Annotated in this window: 7 protein-coding genes; 4 read left to right on the forward strand and 3 right to left on the reverse strand. The window is 61.4% G+C overall.

Features of this window, described 5'->3' with window-relative positions; translation table 11 throughout:
• Nucleotides 1–152: 152 nt before the first annotated feature.
• Nucleotides 153–1724 carry an EAL domain-containing protein gene (locus tag M5C56_RS15085; protein WP_103495639.1) on the reverse strand — a complete coding sequence of 524 codons (1572 nt, stop codon included), beginning with the start codon at nt 1722–1724 and terminating at the stop codon, nt 153–155.
• A 149-nt stretch (nt 1725–1873) separates the two neighbouring features.
• Nucleotides 1874–2746 (reverse strand): LysR family transcriptional regulator, encoded by an 873-nt coding sequence (locus M5C56_RS15090; protein WP_103495638.1) that lies wholly within the window; start codon nt 2744–2746, stop codon nt 1874–1876.
• An 88-nt stretch (nt 2747–2834) separates the two neighbouring features.
• On the opposite strand from M5C56_RS15090, the gene M5C56_RS15095 reads away from it, so the two are divergent.
• Together M5C56_RS15095 and hppD are read left to right on the forward strand one after the other, a co-directional pair.
• Nucleotides 2835–3776, forward strand: a complete 942-nt coding sequence (locus M5C56_RS15095) for an EamA family transporter (RefSeq protein WP_103495637.1) — start codon at nt 2835–2837, stop codon at nt 3774–3776.
• 246 nt (nt 3777–4022) lie between these two features.
• The gene (gene hppD, locus M5C56_RS15100) at nt 4023–5099 is read left to right on the forward strand and encodes a 4-hydroxyphenylpyruvate dioxygenase (protein ID WP_103495636.1); all 1077 of its coding nucleotides are present in this window, start codon (nt 4023–4025) and stop codon (nt 5097–5099) included.
• A gap of 122 nt (nt 5100–5221) precedes the next feature.
• Here hppD and M5C56_RS15105 read toward each other — a convergent pair whose 3' ends face one another.
• Nucleotides 5222–5863: a DUF1345 domain-containing protein gene (locus tag M5C56_RS15105; protein ID WP_103495635.1), complete on the reverse strand. Its 642-nt coding sequence runs from the start codon at nt 5861–5863 to the stop codon at nt 5222–5224.
• A gap of 401 nt (nt 5864–6264) precedes the next feature.
• Here M5C56_RS15105 and M5C56_RS15110 point away from each other — a divergent pair, with 401 nt between their 5' ends.
• Together M5C56_RS15110 and M5C56_RS15115 are read left to right on the forward strand one after the other, a co-directional pair.
• Nucleotides 6265–7443, forward strand: a complete 1179-nt coding sequence (locus M5C56_RS15110; RefSeq protein ID WP_103495634.1) for a substrate-binding domain-containing protein — start codon at nt 6265–6267, stop codon at nt 7441–7443.
• Nucleotides 7444–7657: 214 nt separating this feature from the next.
• On the forward strand, nt 7658–20053 hold the full coding sequence (locus M5C56_RS15115; RefSeq protein ID WP_103495633.1) for a filamentous haemagglutinin family protein: 12396 nt from the start codon (nt 7658–7660) through the stop codon (nt 20051–20053).
• Nucleotides 20054–20262: the final 209 nt, after the last annotated feature.

Here is a 20262-nt window from a genome sequence, read left to right on the forward strand (position 1 = left end):
CACCTGGGTGTGGCAGTGCGGAAAGTTACTTATAAGCCTGGGGGCTTCCTATCAATTTACTGCAGGCATGAAAAAGTGTAGTAGTTATCAGGCCAAGAGTAAATAACGAGGGTTAGACGTTGAAGAAATACCGATAGACAAGTGTCAGTGACTTATTCTGACAGCGCGACTTTATCCTCTTGCACGCTGATCTGTCGTTTGAAATTGTTAAGAAAGTCTTCCGCCGGCAATGGTTTACCAAACAAGTAGCCCTGGAGAAACTCGACGCCTCGGGCGCTCAGGTAGTCGCGTTGTAGTGGCGTTTCGACACCTTCGGCAACGATGCCCAGTTCGAGCTTGGCGCTCAATTCGATAATGCTCTCCAGGATATGCCCGGACAACGCGTCGGCGCCGATCATGGCGACGAAGCTCTGGTCGATTTTCAGGTAGTCGACATTGAACTGGCGCAAATAACTGAGGCTTGAATGCCCGGTGCCGAAGTCGTCAATGGCAATCATCACGCCCATCTCACGCAACTGGGCGAACAATTGCCGGGCAACGTCGCTGGGTTCGATCAGTTCCCGTTCCGTCAATTCCAATACCAGGCGCACCCGGCCCGGAGCAAAGGCGGCAAGAAAGTCACGGCAGTCGTCCAGCAGTGCGAGATCCTGGCAATGTCGGGCGGTGATATTCACGCCGACGTGAAAGCCGGGTTCAAAGGCCGCCGCGTGCGGGGCGAGGAGGGTGGCGGTCTGTTGCAGCAATGAACGGGTCATCGGTACGATCAGGCCGGAGTCTTCGGCCAGGGGAATGAACAGGTCCGGGCGCACCAACCCCTCACGGGGATGCTGCCAGCGCATCAGCACTTCCGCCCCGGCCCATTGGCGGCTATCGCTGCGCACCACCGGCTGGAAATAAGGAATGAATTCGCGGGCTTCGAGGGCTCGCCGCAGCTCGTGGGTCGGTGCGTTGGAGCGATTTTGCAACCAGCGCGTCGTGGCCGCGGCCAGCACTCCAAATACCAGCAGCAAGGCCATCAGGGCCGGGTATTCCTTGCCGACGTAACGCCAGGCTTCTCCCGCCGGGAAGCCTGAACTGACGCTGAAGGGGAAGCGACTGGAGGACAAGCTCGCCTGACCGACGGCAAACCCGGGGGCTTCACCCTCGCGTACCTGGCCCTGGCCGGAGATCCAGACATTGCCGACCTGCAGGCGCAAGCCGGCCTCACGCCCGATCAGGCGCAGGATATTGGCCAGGTGATAACCGTCGATACTGACCATGGCAGCGCCTTTGCCGTCCTGCAGGCGGTAGACCAGCAGTGAGGACTTGGGGGTGACCGGATTACCGTTCATCAGCCAGAGCGTGCCGTCGACATAGTCCGCCGGGTCGACCGCTTCCTGATAAGGCCCGAACAAGGAAGTGCAATACAGGTTGTTGTTCCAGGCCAGGTTCGCGGCCCGGACAAAGGGCCGCCGGGTGACCTGTTCGCGCAGGGCCAGTTTGACGTCGTCGCAGGGCTGGCCGGCCAGGGGCAGGATGACATTGGCGGACTCGGCGGCATTGTCGAGCATCAGGTCGAACTGTTTCAGGGCCTCGCCGGCGGTTTTCCCGGCGTTCTGGCTCAAGGTCCGACCGGCTTGCCAATGCAGGATGGCGATCCCGGAGAGAATCGGCAGCAGGCCGATCAGCAGGCTCAAGGCGTAACGGGCGATCCAGGAGCGAGAACCTTTGGCGGTCAATGGCATTGAAGGGAACCTATAGGGGCAAGGGCGCCTGGAAGAGTAATGCTGCTCACTTACTTAATCTTGAGTACCTACCTTGTGGGAGCTGGCTTGCCGGCGATGGCGTCCGTAAGAGCGCCAAAAGTTTTGCAGGCAAGCACCGCTCCCACAGGCTATCTATATTCGAATCGACTGGCCAGGTCGATAAAAGCCTGGGTTGCCGGTGAGACCTGGCGTCGGTCGAGCACGGCGATACCAATCTGACGTATCACCCGTGGCGACAACGGCCGGCTGACGTAACCGGGGGCCGGGTGTTCCGGCAGGGATTGTTCGGCCACCACGGTCACGCCTTCACCACGGGCAACGGTCGCCAGGGTGCTGAGCAGTTGCGCGGTACGGTAGCGAATGTCCGGAACCAGTCGCTGGGCCGCGAACAGCTGGGACACCAACTCCCCGGAACCGGCCCCGGTGAGAATGAACGGATCCTGGCACAGCGCCTTGAGTTCAATGGCCGGCTGCTCGCACAACGGGTGGCCGACAGGGAGCAGGGCGACCATCTGGTCTTCCACCAGGGCAAAGGTGTCGAAGCGCTCCTGCGGCAGCACCACGAAACCCACGTCGATCCGCCGCTCTTCCAGCCATTGCAGTACCTGTCGATCAGGACCTTCGTCGACCTGCACCTGGATACCCGGATGTGCCTGCCGGTAGCGGGCCAGCAGCGTCGGCAGCAGCTTGGTCGAGGAAGTGGGCCCGAACGAGCCGATACGCAGGGTCCCGCGTTTCATGCCTCGGGCATCGGCGGCCTCCTGGCGCAAGGTGTCCGCCAGGCCCAGCATGGCCCGGGCCCGTTGCAGCAACTGTGCGCCGATATCCGTCAGTTCCACCTGGCCCTGGTGCCGACGCAGCAACTCGACACCCAACTCCTGCTCAAGCCCCTTGAGGGCATGGGAAACCGCCGACTGGCTGATCCCCAGGCGCAGGGCCGCACTGGTAAAGCCGCGCAGTTCGGCGACCTGGGAAAACACTTCCAGCTGGGTCAGGGTCATGAGCTTTTACTCATTTTACGATGAGTCGACATAAATAAAATAATGCAGCCAGTTTGACAACCCTCGTAATCGATCAGCAGGAGAAACCATGCACACACAGGTGTCCACCTTCGCCGCAGGCAGCGACCTGCGGGTCTACTTCAAGCTTGCCGGAGTCTCGATGATCTGGGGCGGGACCTTTGTCGCCGGGCGCTTCCTGTCCAGCGATATCGCGCCGTTGTTGCTGGCCAGCCTGCGCTTTCTCCTGGCCAGTGTGATCCTGCTGGTGTTTATCGTGGCGACGCGTATTACGCTGGTGCTGCCGGACAGGAAACAATTGGCTCAATTGGCGCTGCTGGGATTTTTCGGCATTTTTCTCTACAACCTCTGCTTCTTTTATGGCCTGCACTACATCAATGCTTCGCGGGCGTCATTGATCGTCGTGCTGAATCCGGCGGTATTCGGGCTGGCTTCATGGCTGTTCTTCAAGGAGCGGCTGAACGTAGCGAAGGTGCTCGGCATCCTGGTCTGCATGGGTGGTGCGGGGCTGGTGATTATCAGCGGCAACCGCAGCCTGTTCGATGGCGCGGCCCAGACCTGGATCGGTGACCTGCTGATCTTCGGCTGCGTGCTGTCCTGGGCGGTCTACTCGCTGTTCTCGCGTAACCTGACCCGGGTGCTGGGCCCGCTGACCACCGTGACCTATTCGATCTGGCTCGGTACGGCCATGCTCTGGCTGGCGACCTGGCTGCGCGGGGAGGCGAGTCTTGCGGTCATCGAAACCTTGAGTCCGCAACAGCTGATGAGCTTGGTCTACCTCGGCGGGCTGGGTTCGGCGCTGGCCTATATCTGGTATTACGACGGCATCCAGCATATCGGTGCAACGCGTGCTGGCGTGTTTATCGGCCTCAATCCGCTGACCGCGGTGATCTGCGGCGCGCTATTGCTGGGCGAGCAGTTGACGCTGATCATGTGCCTGGGCGGCGGGCTGATCCTGGCGGGGATCTACCTGTGCAACCGGCCGGCTTTGCGGCTGCCCGGAGCGAAATGAAAAAGGGATACGGACAAACTGGGTTACGCGATGTAGAATCTGGTTACGCATATAAGAATAACGTCTTCTGGCAGCAGAAGCCTCGCCCTGAGAGACTGGGTCGACATGAAGATATTTGGGTTCCAACTGATCTACGGCGATTTCCTGGCCCGCAGTGTGCGGGGCATCTCCTGTGCGCCACCCGCCAACGTCCGCATTGATAGCAACTAACTGACCGTTACTTGATAAAAATGATGAGGCGTCACCATGACCGATATCTTCGAAAACCCGATGGGCCTGATGGGCTTCGAGTTCATTGAATTCGCATCGCCGACCCCGAACACCCTGGAGCCGATCTTCGAGATCATGGGCTTCAGCAAGGTCGCGACCCACCGCTCCAAGAACGTGCACCTGTATCGCCAGGGCGCGATCAACCTGATCCTCAACAACGAACCCCACAGCGTGGCGTCGTACTTTGCCGCCGAGCACGGTCCTTCGGTGTGTGGCATGGCCTTCCGCGTGAAAAACGCCCAGCAAGCCTATGCCCGTGCCCTGGAGCTGGGTGCCCAGCCGATCCATATCGCCACCGGCCCGATGGAGCTGAACCTGCCGGCGATCAAGGGCATCGGCGGCGCGCCGCTGTACCTGATCGACCGTTACGGCGAAGGCAGCTCGATCTATGACATCGACTTCGTCTACCTTGATGGCGTCGACCGCAATCCTCCAGGCGCGGGCCTGAAGATCATCGACCACCTGACCCACAACGTCTATCGCGGGCGCATGGCCTACTGGGCGAACTTCTACGAGAAGCTGTTCAGCTTCCGCGAGATCCGTTACTTCGATATCAAGGGCGAATACACCGGCCTGACCTCCAAGGCCATGACCGCGCCGGACGGCATGATCCGCATCCCGTTGAACGAAGAATCGTCCAAGGGCGCGGGCCAGATCGAAGAGTTCCTGATGCAGTTCAACGGCGAGGGCATCCAGCACGTGGCCTTCCTCACCGACGACCTGGTCAAGACCTGGGATCAGTTGAAGAAGATCGGCATGCGCTTCATGACCGCGCCGCCGGAGACTTACTACGAGATGCTCGAAGGTCGTCTGCCGAACCATGGCGAACCGGTCGACGAACTGAAGTCGCGCGGGATCCTGCTGGACGGCTCCTCGCAGGACGGCGACAAGCGCCTGCTGCTGCAGATCTTCTCGGAAACCCTGATGGGGCCGGTGTTCTTCGAATTCATCCAGCGTAAAGGCGACGATGGTTTCGGCGAGGGCAACTTCAAGGCGCTGTTCGAGTCGATCGAGCGAGACCAGGTTCGCCGTGGTGTACTCGCGACCGAGTAACGCCCCGTTTTCTAAAGGCATACGCAACCCCTGTAGGAGCAGGGCTTGCCCGCGAAGGCGTTCTCAAGGACGCTAAAAGCTTCGCGGGCAAGCCCAGCTCCTACAGGACGGTGTGCTCTGGCTCAGCCAAACAACCCCGCCGCAATATTGATCGAAAACCCCAGAATTGCCGTATTGAACAGAAAGCCGATCAACGATTGCGCCAGCACCACCTTGCGCAATGCCTTGGTGGCTACGCCCACGTCCGAAGTCTGTACCGCCACGCTGATGGTGAAAGAGAAGTACAGGAAGTCCCAATAGTCCGGATGTTTCTCGCCATCGGCAAAGCGCAGGGGAGACTCTTCAGGCTCGCCCAGATAAAACTGCCGCGCGTAGTGCACGCTGAAGATCACCCCGATCAGCAGCCACGAGCCCATCACCGTCAGCCCGGTAAAGCCGTAATGCAGCAGGCGCGTGTGCATCTCCAGGTCCTTGCTGCCCGCCAGTTCGACGGTGATCGCCGCCAGGCTGGCAATCGCGGCAATCGACACCATCAGCAAGACTGTCCCGGCATTTTCGTCTTCGCGTTCGACGAAGCGTTGCACATCTTCGGGTCGGGAGCGCACGGTCAGCCACAGCATCATGGCCAGATAGGCCCAGACGCCGGCATTCCAGCCGATCAGGATCTTGGTCAGTACCGGACTGACCGGAGCCAGTGCACCGACGGCCAGGCCGAGGAGGGCGGAGAGGGTCAAGCGTGGATGGGTTCGGGCGAGATGGGGCATTGGTGCGCTCTGTTTTCAAGTATTCGCGCACCTTAACATGGACCTCGTCATACAGAATCGCCGCGCCCCCGTGCAGTGAGTTCGAAGAACTCGGGTTCCTCGTTCTGTCATATCCCGGCGACCCGGCCCCGTGTCTCGCCGCCTCCAGCGCAAGGCTCTTTGCCACTCCCGTAAAAGTGCCGGTATTACGTGGCGAAAGCGTCGCGAACACCCGAGAATTTATTTAAAAATCAATAAGATTCACCCGAGGTTTTTTCCTTTATCTGTCACCGGAACTTGAGAAGTTCTCATTCATGGCCTCACCCCTCAAGTCGTCTGGAACTAAGGCGACGCCTCGAGCGCCATGGCGTCAAGAACGAGCAAGTCACTCAACGTACGAACACGACGAAAGGAGATTCTTCATGTTTAAGCGCAATGTTCTCGCGGTATCCCTGACCCTCGCTGCCCTGTGCTCCGCCCAGGCAGCCATGGCCGCTGTCAACGGCGGTGGCGGTACCCTCGCGGCTCCGTTCTACAACACTTCCGGTGTTCTGCCTTCCGGTTTTGCCGCTTACATCGGTGTTGGTAGCGGCGCGGGTAAACTCGCGTTTCTGAACAACGATGCAACCCAGTTCGGCCTGCCCGCCACCACCAACGTGCACTGGGCTGGTAGCGACTCGAAACTCGCGACTACCGATATCTCCACTTACAACACCAACCACGGCGCGGCCTGGGGCCCACTGATTCAGGTGCCTGCAATGGCGACTGCGGTGACGATTCCGTTCAACAAGGCCGGTGGCAACCTGAACCTGACCACTGACCAACTGTGCGGTATTTTCTCTGGTCGTCTGGCGGACTGGAGCAACGTTACAGGTTCTGGTCGTACCGGCACCATCACCGTGGCCTATCGCAGTGACAGCAGTGGTACCACTGAACTGTTCACCCGTTACCTGAACGCCAAGTGCACCAATCCGCTTGATGGTTCTTTCGCAATCACCACGACCTTTGCTGGCAGCCACACCGCCGCCAAAGGCGTCAACCCTCCAACCGTCATCACCGCCAAGGGCAGCCCGGCTGTCATGTCCCTGGTAAACAGCACCGATGGCGCCATTACTTACATGAGCCCAGACGTTGCAGTGACCACCACGGCCGGTCTGGACGATGCGACCAAAATCGCCACCATCAACAGCGTTGCCCCCAACCTCGCCAACGTCGGTACCGCCGTCTCCGGTGTCACTCCACCTCCAGCGGCCAACCGTGCCGATCCTAACGCTTGGGCACCGATTTTCGCTGCAACGACCAACCCTAGCGATCCAAGCGTTTTTGCTTTCCCAACGACCGGCTACCCGATCATCGGCTTCACCAACATGATCTTCAGCCAGTGCTATGCCGATCCAACCCAGACTGGTCTGGTGCGTTCGTTCCTGACTCAGCAATATGGCGCTGGTACCAGTGCCAACGATGCAGCTGTAACGGCCAACCGTTTCGTTCCGCTGTCGTCGGGTTTCAAGCTGGCCTTGCGTGGCAGTTTCCTGACCTCCACCAGCCCTCAGTACGTAGGTAACACCAGCGTCTGCAACGCTATCGGCCGTCCGCTGTAACCCTCGCGTCAACGTAGCGCAATACCCGGTCAGCAACGGTGCAAGCCGTTGCTGATTTTTTGCATATGCCTACAACTCGATATCGCCCAGATGAATATTCCATGACAAAGGTTCGGTCCTGATCCCCGGTATCCGCCTTAGTCATATAAGCGACACCGGCCTGCGACAGGCTGGTGTGGCAGCCCACTGTGCAACAGACTAAGGAAGGGTAGTGATGCTCCGCTGCAAACCTCCGGCAAGACTTAATGCTCAAGCGCGCCATGGCGAACCGTCGATATTGGCGCTCAAGCCCGTGGCCCAGGCGATTGCCCTGTTGCTGGTGGCCGGCAGTGCCCAGGCGCAGACTGCATTCAGTGCCAGTTGGTTTGCCGACAAGGGCGCCGCCCAGGCGGCAAACGCTGGCCAGCCGGGTGTGCAGTTGCCGGGCATGCCGCCGCCGCTGGCGCAACAGCAGCAGGCCAATCAGCAGTTGCAACAATCGCTGGCCAACTTCAATAACAGCGTTGCGGCGATTGCCGCACAACAGGCCGCGCAGGCGGCCGGGCGCCAAGCTGCCTTGGCTCGGCTGCCAACGGTGCCGGACGGCCTGGGGGAGGGCGGCCTGAAGGTCGATACCGGACTGACCCAGGGCTGGCTCAATGCCAAGGCGCCGGTGCAGACCCAGGCCGATGGCAAGACCACCGTGACCATCACCCAGACTGCCGACAAGGCCATTCTCAACTGGGAAACCTTCAACGTCGGGCGCAATACCACCGTCGATTTCTCCCAGCAGTCGAACTGGGCCGTGCTCAACCGGATCAATGACCCCCAGGCCCGACCGAGCCAGATCCAGGGCCAGATCCAGGGCAATGGCACGGTCATGCTGGTCAACCGCAACGGGGTAATCTTCAGCGGTACCAGCCAGGTCAACGTGCGTAACCTGGTGGCCGCCGCCGCAAACATCAGCGACTCCCAGTTCAGCAAGGGGTTGTATGTCGACAGCACCGGCACACAACCGACCTTTACCGATGCCGTGGGGCAGATCCAGGTAGAGCGCGGGGCGCAGGTCCAGACCTTGAATCCCGCGACATCCACCGACTCGGGCGGTTATGCCTTGCTGCTGGGCAGCGAGGTGCTCAACGACGGCAGCCTGGTTACCCCGAACGGCCAGGTCACCCTGGCGGCGGGCGACAACTTCTATATTCGCCAAGGGCTATCCACTGCCGGCAACCCGCGTTCGACCACCCGGGGCAACGAGGTGGTCAGCACCCTGAACAGCGGCAGCCGTTCAGGGACGGTGATCAACAGCGGCTTGATCACCGCGTCCACCGGCGATATCACCTTGACTGGCCACCAGGTGCTGCAAAACGGCGTGATCGCCAGCAGCACCTCGACCAATACCCGTGGCACGGTGCACTTGCTCAACTCGGCGGGTGACAGCACCGGCAGCATCACCCTGGGCACGGGCAGCACCACCGCTATCCTGCTCGATGCCAGCACGACCGGCCTGGACAGCCAGCGTGCCGCCGCACTGGCCGCACTCAACGGCAGCCCGAGCAACCTGATCACCGGCAAGTTCGATAACCTGAGCAGCGTGGTCGACCGCATCGAGCAGTCTCGGGTGGAGATCGTCAGCGGCGGTACCGTGGATTTCCAGAACGGTTCGCTGACCCTCGCCACCGGCGGCCAGGTTGCGGTCAACGCAGGGCAGCGCAGCCTGGTGCGCGACGGCTCGATCATCGATGTATCCGGTGCGGTCGGAGTCAAGGTGGCCATGGAGGCCAACTCGATCAAGGTCAATGTGCAGGGCAACGAGCTGCGTGACGCTTCTGGCAACCGTGATGCAGGCAAGCTGAGCAGCAGCGATGTCTGGGTCGATGTGCGTGACCTGGTCTATGTACCGGCCGGCACCGACGGTTACCCCACGGCGCGTTGGTACACCGCCGGCGGCTTGTTGGAAGTCAGCGGTTACCTGGGCACGCAAGGGCATGGCGTCGGTGAGTGGATGGCCCAGGGCGGTACCCTGACGTTTACCGGCAAGGATGTGGTCACCCAGAAGGGCGCCCAGATCAATCTATCCGGCGGTACCCTGGATGTGCAAAGCGGCTATATCAAACAGACCTGGCTGACGGGCTCCGACGGGCGTCTGTATGAGTTGTCCAGCGCCCCGGGCGACCTGCTCTACACCGGGGTCTACAAGGGGTTCGCCGATACGAGCGTGCGTTGGGGGCAGACGGATTATTACTACAATCCGTTGATCGCTCCGCGCCAGCGTTACGAACTGGGCTACACCGTGGGTCGCGACGCCGGCAACCTGGTGGTCTCGACCAGCAGCGCGGTACTTGAAGGTCAGGTGATCGGTGATGTGTATCAGGGGCCTCAGCAGAATCAGGCCGCCAATCCGACCCTCGATGGTTATCAGCAATCGCAGACGGCGGTGTCTCGCCGCGCGCAATTGATCGCCGGCACCTACACACCGATCTACGACCCGATCGCGGGGGTGGTCAATTACAACCTCGGCGCCAGCCTGAATCAGGTCAGCTTCGCGGCCAACCCGACTGCCATCGCTGCGGGCGTGGACCTCGGTTCAGTGGTCCCGGTTAGCCGGCAAGGCACGCTGGTGCTGGACACCAACCAGCTCAACGGTTTCCAGCTGGGCGCAATCAAGGTCGCCGCCAAACAACAGATCGAGGTCGATAACAACCTGAGTGTCACCAATGGCGGCACCATCACCCTGTATGGCCCGCAAGTCACGGTGAATGCCGACCTGACGGCCCGTGGCGGTACGCTGCAATTGGGCAACGTATTGAATCAGATCGACCCTAATCAGTCGTTCAAGCTGCAAGACACGCTGATCGCAGCTCCCGGCAGTTCAGTGGCCAGTACCACCGTGGCCGCGGGTGTAACGCTCAACACCGCGGGCCTGTGGACCAACCAGTTGCTGGACTCGACCGACAACCAGGGCCTGCCCTATGTCAACGGCGGCCTGGTTTCCCTGCGCAGCAGCGGCAATCTGAGCCTGCAGGCTGGAAGCCTGATCGATGTGTCGTCTGGCGCGGCGTTGCAGGCCAATGGCAAGCTCCTCGGCGGAAAGGGGGGCAGCCTGATCCTGGCGGCCAATGCCGGGGGCCTCGGCGTGGGCGGTGTGCTGAGCCTGGGCGGTGATATTCGTGCCGTGGGCGTCAACGGCGGCGGCACCTTGACCCTGCAAAGCAGCCAGGTGGTGATCGGTACGCCGACAACACCGGTAAGCGGTGCGGTCGAACTGGACGGTGACTTCTTCAAGCAAGGTTTCTCGGCCTACGACATCACGGGTAACGAGGGGCTGACCGTCGCCGACGGTACCCAGGTGGACGTGAGCCAACCGGTCTATCGTCTGGGCGACAATGCCACCACTGTCGCTTCCGGCAGCGACCCGGCGCAGGCGCTGCAAGTCTGGACACCTGATCTCTATCAACAGGATCCGCTCAAGGGCGTGCTGACTCAACGGCGCGGCGCCGGCTTGAGCCTGAAGGCCGGTACGCTCAACCCCACGGATGCACAGCGGGCAACCACTGTACTGACCGTGGGCAGTGGCGCGGTGATCAGTGTCGATCCGGGTCAGGCCATCAGCCTGGGCAGTATTGGCCAGTTGACCGTGAACGGCACGCTGAATGCCTGGGGCGGGACAGTCAGCCTCAACAATATCGGCGCTGTTGATCCCACGTTGCCGGTTAACGGCACGGGTAACAGCCGCTCTATCTTGCTGGGCGATGAGGCGGTGATCGACGTCGCTGCAAGGGCGGTGACGGCAGTTGACATGCGCGGTCAGATCTACGGCCAGGTGGTTGGCGGCGGCTCCATTGTCATTGGCGGTGGTGCAATCGACGCGGCGGCCGGCACGGCCACGGCCGCCGATCTTTTTATCGTGGTGAGCAAAGGTGCGCGCCTGGATGCCTCGGGTACCCAAGCCAGCCTGGATATCGCCGGTCAGGGCCGCACGCTGGTGGCCAGCAACGGCGGCGGCATTTCCCTGGGGTCCAACAATGGCCTTTATCTGCTGGGCAGCTTCGCCGCCCATGCCGGCGGCCAGGGTGCGGCAGGCGGTAGTCTGTCGGTGGTACTGCAGACACCACTTTACGCGCTCGGCGGAGCCGGGGCAGCGACTGACCGCGTGATGCAGGTTCGGGAGATGGTGCTGGGGCAAATAACTGACTCCGGCCCGACCCCGGACCTCAATGCCCTGATCTACGGCCATGGGCAACTGGCCGCCGATCAGGTCCAGTCGGGTGGATTTGGCAATCTGGCGGTTTACAGTAACGGCTTTCTATCTTTCAACGGCAACCTGAACCTCAACCTGAGTCAGAGTCTGCAGCTTTATGCTGGCGCCTTTACCTTGCCGCCAAATGCGCCGGATACCATCCATGTCAACGTTTCGGCGCCTTCCTTGCTGCTGGCCGGCGTCCAGCCTCCGGATATTAGTGGGATCGTGCTTTCCCCCGTGTCCACAACGACAGGCCAGAGTTCGCTATTGCCGAGCCAGGCTGATTTTTCCGCAGAAGGCAATGTGATCGATGTGCGCAACAATGTGCTATTCGGTTCCAAAGGCTCCTTTAACAGTGGTATCGGCACGGATGTACAGGTTGAACGACGCGGTTTCGATCAGGTGAACCTGACCAGCCAGGGTGACTTGCGCTTTCTGGCGGGTATACCAACAGGTACCGCGACTCCATCGACGCAACTGATCACGGCTGGCGATCTGCATCTGAGCGCCGCGCAGTTGTATCCCGGCACGGGTAGCATCGCGAGGGTGATTGCAGGGGCAGGGGATACTCTGGGGACGCGCCTCCTGACCATCGGTCGTACCACCCAGTCTATTCCTGAAATGCCGTATTCGGCGTTTGGCAGCCTGACCCTGCTTGCCCCCGATATTGAGCAAGGCGGTGTGGTGCGCGCGCCGCTGGGGCTGATTCAACTCGGCGATGGCAGCACCAAACGCGTGGAGTTGCTGCCCGGCAGTCTCACTTCCGTCAGCGGCAACGGCCTGATCATGCCTTACGGCGGCACCTCGGACGGGCAGACTTATCTGTACAACGGTCAGAACGTCACCTTGTATGGGCAGACTGGCTTGAGTGGTGGCAGCGGGATCGGCGTGGTCATGGGCGGCCAATCGGTCGTGGTTTCGGCCGGTGCCACTTTGGACCTCTCCGGTGGTGGCGACCTGCTTGGCGCCGGATTCGTTTCCGGCCGTGGCGGCTCCACCGACGCGCGCTACAACCCGCTGGTGCAAGTCAACCCCAACGGCACCTTCGTCTTGCCGGGCCTGGCGACCAACCCTGTGTATGCCATCGTGCCTGGCGTGCAGCAGGTGTATGCGCCGTCGGCGGGCAAGTCCGGCGCACAGGATCCGGTGCTCGGCCAGCAAATCACCATTGGCGCCGGGGTACCGGGGTTGGCGCCGGGTACCTATACGTTGTTGCCTTCCACCTATGCACTGCTGCCCGGCGCTTTCAGGGTTGAATTGAACGGTCTGGCGGGTGTTGGCACGGGGGCTGGTGCACAGGCCATGCGCAACGGTTCCTGGAGCACTGCCGGGCAACTGTCGATCGCCAATACTGGCATTCGCAACAGCGTTGCCAGCCAGGTCATCCTGACATCGGCGAATGTATTGCGCACCTATTCGCAATATAACGAAACCAGCTACGACCAGTTTGCTATCGCCGATGCCGCCAGATTGGGCGTACCGCGCCCGATGATCGAAGCAGATGCGAAAAGCCTGCAACTGAACCTGGTGCAAGGTGCGACTGGCAGCGCCTTTTCGTTCGACGGTATCGGGCGCTTCGGTGCCGCCGAAGGCGGCCATGCCGGGACGGTCGGGGTGATCAGTTCGGGAGGCGCAATTGAGGTGGTATCAGCAGGAACACTTGCTCCGACAGCCTTTGTCGGTGTCACGGTAGATGATCGTAGTCTGAATGCCTTGGGTGCCGCGAGCCTGATGATTGGGGGCATGCCGACGATCGCCTATGGACAGGGAGGAAATTATATCGGCTTGGGCTCCAACCTCAGCAGCAGCGTGGTGTTGCGTAGCGGCGTGAAACTGGCTGCTCCAGAGGTGTTGTTGGTGTCCAGCGGTGGTGCGATCACGGTCGAGCAGGGCGCCTCGATCAACACACTCAGCATGGGCCCCACGGCGTACGATGCCACCCAGGGTTATATCTACGATCTGACGACTCCGGCGAATAGCACCGCGCGCTACAACTTCCTCGGGGTTTCCAATGGCTTGCTTCAGGTTCTGGCACCTTCATCGGCAGGTGCCGCAGGCATCCATGTCGGTGTCTGCAACTCGACACCTTGCACGGGCCAGGCCGAGTTGTATTCCTCGGGCTCTATCGTCGTGGGCACGGGCAATGATTTCGTGCTTGCCGATAACGTGCGTTATGGCACACGCCATCTGACCCTGGCCCTGAGCGCCATCAACCTGGGCAGCGACCAGGCCCTGGCCGATGCCGCCAGCCGCAACCTGTTGCCGGCCGGCCTGAGCTTGAACCAGAGCGTGCTGACACGCTTGCTCAAGGGCGATACCCAATACGGCGCTCCGGCCCTGGAAACCCTTGAACTGGCTGCTCATGACGGTTTGAATATGTATGGCAGCGCAACTCTCGACACTTATGACGCGCTGACCGGCAAATCGCTGCTCAACAATCTGATCCTCAGTACCCCGGCCATTTATGGCGCCGGCGGTACGGCTGATGTAGCGACCATCCACACGGCTGATCTGATCTGGAATGGTGCGGCCAACCCGGCCGGCAATGTGGTCGCCGGCGGTGCTGGCACAGGCAGCGGACACTTGAATCTGCAGACCGAAACCCTGGAGTTCGGCTATGGTCCGTACGCACAACCCAATTCGGTCGCCAGCCTGGACCGGCTGCTTCTTGGCTTTTCCCAAGTCGATATCAGTGCCAGCCAACAGGTGACCGCCAACCACAAGGGCAGTCTGTCGGTGTACCAGGGCCAGGGTGCTTATCAGGCGGGCTCGGGCTTTGCCTACAGCGGTGGCAATCTGAATATCTCCACCCCCTTGCTGACGGGGGAGGCCGGTTCGGTGAACACCATCAATGTCGGTGGCGCGCTCAACGTGACAACAATGTCCGGCATCCAGACCCGCACTGGCGGCCAGGGGGCAAAACTCTCGTTGAACGCCAACAGCTTGCTCCTCGACACAGCGGTGGTGTTGTCCAGCAGTCAATTGAACCTGACCGCTACGCAAGACCTGACGCTGGGTGATGGCGCGCAGATCGATATGGCCGGCCGTGCGATCAAATTCAATGATGTGACCCAATACAGCTGGGGCGGCGATGTCACCCTCAAAAGCATCACCGGCAATATCTACCAGGCCGCAGGTTCGCGTATCGACTTGTCGGCGCACAACAACCGTGCCGGTCAATTCACCGCACAGGCCGTGGCCCCGGCGGAAGGACTGGTCGACCTGCAGGGCAGCATCCTTGGCAGCAGCAGCGGCTTCTACGATGCCGGAGGTACCTATCTGCCTTACCTGGGCGGTTTTGCCAATATCCAGGCGCAGCGTCTGGGGGCAAATGGCGCTGAAGACGCTTCATTCGCCGCCCTCAACCAACGCCTGAACGCCGGGCAGGTCTATGGCGCCCGTACCTTCCAGATCAAGCAGGGCAACCTGACCATCGGCAATGACCTCAAGGCCAATGCCATTGTGATTTCGCTGGATAACGGCAGCCTGCTGGTCAACGGCAAGGTCGATGCCAGTGGCGTTCAGGTGGGCAGTATCAACCTGTCGGCCAGCCAGGGTCTGACTCTGGCCGGTAACGCAGTTCTGGATGCCCACGGCAGCGGTTTGCAAGTCGACAGCCAAGGCAAGATCATCGATTCGCCGAATCGCGCCATGGTCGAGCTGAATTCCGGCCAGGGACTGTTGACTCTGGCCAGTGGCGCCACCATCGACCTAAGGGCCGGCACTGGCGTGGCGTTGGGCAGCGGGCCGGGCCAGAACGATGGCCGGGCACGCGGCACCCTGGAGCTCGATGCACCGCGCCTGGGCGGGGTCTCGGCCGGCGATATCGCCATCGATGCCAGCGGTAACCTGGCGATTCGCGGGGCGCGCTCCATCGCGGTCAATGGCACCTGGCAGTATAGCGATGCGCCGCTGGGAACCGACCCTGCGGCCAGCGGCCGACCTTACCAGGTGATCACCCAGTCTTACCTGGATGGCATCGACCGGCAAAACAGCGCGTTTGTCGATGCGGCGCTGCTTAACAACAATCTGCTGCAGAACAAACTAGCGGGTTTGTATAACGCCACTTATGGTGATGTTCTGCACCTGCGCCCTGCAGTAGAGATTGTCAGTGCCACGCCGGGTGGCGACCTGGTGGTCCAGGGTGATATCGACCTGTCGGGTTATCGTTACGCCAGCCTCAACCCTTTCACCCAGAAAACCGGGGTGTACGGCTCTGGCGAAGTGGGCAAGCTGGCCTTGCGCGCCGGCGGTGACCTTAATATCTACGGCAGTATCACCGACGGCTTTGCGCCGCCCCCGAAGACCGATGACGACACAGGCTGGTTGCTGTTGTCCGGGATCGACTTCTCGGGTGGCAATATCGTGGTGCCCGGGGCGGGCGTGACCCTGGCCGACGGTACCCGTTTCCCGGCGGGCTCGACGCTGAACTACGATGTACCGCTCAGGGCCGTGACCCTGGTGTCGGGCACGCGTTTGCCCGTCAGCGTGACCCTGGACCAGCCATTGTCGCTGCCCGCCGGCACCGTGCTGGCTGCCGCTGTACGCGACAGCAACGGCAACCTGTTGTTCGCCGCCGGTACGCTGTTGACCCAGGCACAAAACCTGCCGGCCGGCACACAACTGGATGCCGGCACGCTACTAAGCGCCGATACCGCCCTGCGTGCATTCAGTTGGCCGAAGGGCGTGGCGTTGCCGAGCATCGCCGGCAGTTCCCAGTCATCAACCAATGTGCTCACACTCAATGGTGATCTGGCCCTGGCCCGCGGCGCACTGATTCCTTCAGGGACCAATGTGCTGCTGCCGGGCGGCGTGGGTTCGGTGCAACTGCGCCCTGAAGTCGGTGGACGTCAAGGCGAGCTCTGGGGGGTTGCTCCGATGCTCGCCGAAGGGTCACAGTCATGGTCATTGCGCTTGGTGGCAGGCGCGGATACCTCGGCGGCGGACAATCGCGTTGTACAGGTCAGCCCTGCCCATGGCGATATACACCTTGCCGACAGTCACTATGGGATGTATGGCGTTGGGGCAATTGTCTACACAGCAGACGGGTCTATTCTTTTTTGGGGTGACCTCAGCCATGCTGGTCAACCCATTAATTTCAATGACACAGGTCCAACGTTCTGTACTGACTATGCCGGAGTTTGCACGACAATTCCGGGCTCAGCCTACACCGTCCAGGCCAGTAGCTCGCGCTTCAGTGTCATCCGTACAGGGGCCGCTGATCTTGAACTGGTGTCCGGCGGCAATCTGAGCATGGATTCGTTGTTTGGCGTCTACACGGCCGGTACGTCTTCCACCGCGACCTCGGCCAATGATCCTTATAATCAACCACGGGCCTTGGTTGCAGGAGGAACAACCGTGCTCAATGCCTTGTTCGGTGGCAGTGAGAGCTTGGTCAATGGCGGCACCGACAGTGTATATCGTGCCTGGTATCCCGAGGCCGGAGGCAACCTTACGCTCAAGGTCGGCGGTGATTTGAGCGGGAATATTGTCTTGCCCACTAGTAGCGGGATAAATAAACCCAACGGCGACACTGACCATGATTCGGCCAATATCGCCGACTGGCTTTGGCGCCAGGGCAGCGGCACGGTCAACACGGGAACCTCGCCGCAACCAACGGCCTGGTGGATCAATTTCGGAACCTATGCCGCATCGATGACCTCCGGTGCCGATCAGATGCTCGGCTTCACCGGGTTCGGTACCCTTGGCGGTGGCAACCTGAACGTGCAGGTCACCGGCAATGCGGGGGTATTGGAAAGCTTGGCTGGTAATGCCATCGGCGCCAGCAGTGTCAATCCACGTACTCAGGGGCTGGTTTTGGCTGTAGGCAGCACCGGACGGGTCGCGGCAGACGGCAGCGTGCAGGTGACCGGGGGCGGCAACCTGACCTTGCGGGTGGGTGGGGATCTGAACCCGGCAGCGAGCGCCGCCATCAACAATCAGGCCACCGACGATCAGAACGGGGTAATTACCAACTTGCGTGGTCACGTCGTATTGGACAGCACCACTGTTGGCGCATTGACACTCTTGTATGGCAGTAACGACAGACAGCAGGCGCCGGGAGAAACCCGTGGCTACACAGCCTTCACTTCAACGCGAAGCCTTGCAGGCGGGGGCCTGACGTTGGTACCGGGAGATGCAACCTTTGACCTGTCGACGTTGGGCGATCTGGTCGTACAAACGGTGAGCGACCCAGGGCGCGTCGTTGCGCTGAATGCGTCGCCTTACCTGGCCAGCGATGGCAGCCATGGCAATGGCCTGAGCTGGTTCTCGCTGTGGACCGACCACACGGCCATCAACCTGTTCTCAGCGGGCGGCAACCTGACGCCAGTGTTCGCAGGGGCGGCCTCCGACAATGCCGTGGTCTATCCTTCTATCCTGAATGCCATTGCCGCGAACGGCAGTATTTATTACGGTGATGCGGCCAACAGCAACTCTGCTGCTACCGTTGCCGCCGCACTAACCCTGGCGCCCTCGAACAAAGGGCAGTTGCAGCTTCTGGCCGCCAATTCGATCTATGGCGGTAATCTGACGATCAGCCAATCCAGCGCAAACCCGGACGCAACGGCCACGCCTGAACGGCCTGCATTTGTTGCACAATCGTCAAGCGGTCTTCCAATTGCTGGCAGTAGCAATCTATCGGCGGATGGCAACCGGCTCTTCTTCGGCAGCGTCGGGCCTTTGTTCGCGTTCGGTCCCGATAGCGCTTCTGGACAGTGGAACGCGGATGCCGAACCTGCACGCTTCTATGCGCTGAGCGGAGACCTGATCGGGGTAAGAAGTGGTCGTACCGTGACCTATACCTATGCATTCGACTCTCGTAACGGTCAGACTTGGTATGAAGGGGGAGGGCCGGTCTGGATGCAGGCTGGGCGAGATATTGTCAGCAGTGGCAGTTCCCCTGCTGGGGAAGCACAACAGCCTTCCAATGGCGACTACCTGACCGTAGGCAACCTCTTCGTCCAAAACAACCCCACCGATATCTCCCTGGTCTCGGCCGGTCGCGACATCCTCTACAGCAACTTCAATGTCGCCGGTCCCGGCACCCTGGTGGTCAGTGCGGGGCGCAATATCCTGATGGCGGACAAGACCAGCATCACCAGCCTCGGCGCCGTGGTACCTGGCGACTCCCGCCCGGGCGCCAGCATCGTCATGCAGGCCGGCGTCGGCCCCAACGGTCCTGACTACCAGGCCTTTATCGCCCCCTACCTGGACCCATCGAATCAGGCCCAGGCCGGAACGTCGCTGGCCAGCCAGCCGGGCAAGGTGGCCAAGACCTACGACACGGAACTGGTGGCCTGGCTCAGCGAGCGTTATGGCTTTACCGGCAGCGTCGACGAAGCACGGGCCTATTACGCCGCGCTACCGGCCCAGCAGCAGGACATCTTTGCCCGCAGCGTCTACTTCGCCGAACTCAAGGCCGCCGGCCGCGAATACAACCTGGTCGGTGGTGTCCGCCAGGGCAGCTACCTGCGCGGTCGAGATGCGATTGCCGCGCTGTTCCCGGAGAAGGACGTCGCCGGCAACCCGATCCTCTACCAGGGCGCGATCACCCTCTATGGTCCATCGGGCGTACACACCAACTTCGGCGGCGATATCCAGATGCTTGCCCCCGGTGGCGGCCTGGTGTTCGGTATCGAAGGCGCCGCACCGCCGTCCACGGCGGGGATCATCACCCAGGGCCAGGGCGACATCCAGTTGTTTGCCCAGGACAGCATCCTGCTCGGTCAGAGCCGGGTCATGACCACCTTCGGCGGTTCGATCACCGCCTGGTCGGCCGCCGGCGACATCAACGCCGGTCGCGGTTCCAAGACCACCGTGGTCTATACGCCGCCCAAGCGGGTCTATGACTCCTGGGGCAACGTGAGCCTGTCGCCGGCGGTGCCGAGCACCGGGGCCGGTATTGCCACCCTGAACCCGATTCCGGAGGTGCTGCCGGGGGATATCGACCTGATCGCGCCACTGGGCACAATCGATGCGGGGGAGGCGGGGATCCGCGTCTCGGGCAACGTCAATATCGCCGCCTTGCAGGTGGTGAACGCGGCGAACATCCAGGTGCAGGGCAAGTCTTCGGGCGTGCCGGTGGTGGCCTCGGTCAATACCGGGGCGATCACCTCGGCCAGCGCCGCGGCCACCTCGGCGGTCCAGGCTGCCGACAACGTTGCACGCCAGCAGCAGGCCAGTGCGCGACAGAACCAACCCTCGGTGTTCAGCGTGCAGGTCCTGAGCTTCGGCCAGGAACGCCTGGAGCCTTCGGGCGACGGTGCCAGCCGTGGCACGCCGAACTACAACCCCGACAGCCCGGTGCAGGTGCTGGGTGCCGGGACGTTGAGCGAGCAGGCCCGGGCCCGCCTGACCGAGGAGGAGCGGGGCAATCTGACCTTGTAATGAACCGATGTTTCTCCTCAGGGGCGGCCGTAATGGCCGCCTTTTTTTTTGCCTGCGAAACCGTCTTCCACACACCTCGAACGCCGCCATGGAATGAAGCTTTTATGACAAAAGTTCGGTAGCACAAGGCCAGCCCGGTCATGGATATGTGAAGCGGTCAAGGGCACGCAAGGGGACCTGTCCCCATGCCATGGCAAGGCCGGCAGAGA

The organism is Pseudomonas sp. MWU13-2862 (genome assembly GCF_023242495.1).
GTDB lineage: Bacteria > Pseudomonadota > Gammaproteobacteria > Pseudomonadales > Pseudomonadaceae > Aquipseudomonas > Aquipseudomonas gingeri_D.

What these genes read in the sequence shown, in the direction of transcription:
- M5C56_RS15085 (WP_103495639.1), bottom strand. Translation starts at nt 1,724, where the DNA reads ATGCCATTGACCGCCAAAGGTTCTCGCTCCTGGATCGCCCGTTACGCC.
- M5C56_RS15090 (WP_103495638.1), bottom strand. Translation starts at nt 2,746, where the DNA reads ATGACCCTGACCCAGCTGGAAGTGTTTTCCCAGGTCGCCGAACTGCGC.
- M5C56_RS15095 (WP_103495637.1), top strand. Translation starts at nt 2,835, where the DNA reads ATGCACACACAGGTGTCCACCTTCGCCGCAGGCAGCGACCTGCGGGTC.
- hppD (WP_103495636.1), top strand. Translation starts at nt 4,023, where the DNA reads ATGACCGATATCTTCGAAAACCCGATGGGCCTGATGGGCTTCGAGTTC.
- M5C56_RS15105 (WP_103495635.1), bottom strand. Translation starts at nt 5,863, where the DNA reads ATGCCCCATCTCGCCCGAACCCATCCACGCTTGACCCTCTCCGCCCTC.
- M5C56_RS15110 (WP_103495634.1), top strand. Translation starts at nt 6,265, where the DNA reads ATGTTTAAGCGCAATGTTCTCGCGGTATCCCTGACCCTCGCTGCCCTG.
- M5C56_RS15115 (WP_103495633.1), top strand. Translation starts at nt 7,658, where the DNA reads ATGCTCCGCTGCAAACCTCCGGCAAGACTTAATGCTCAAGCGCGCCAT.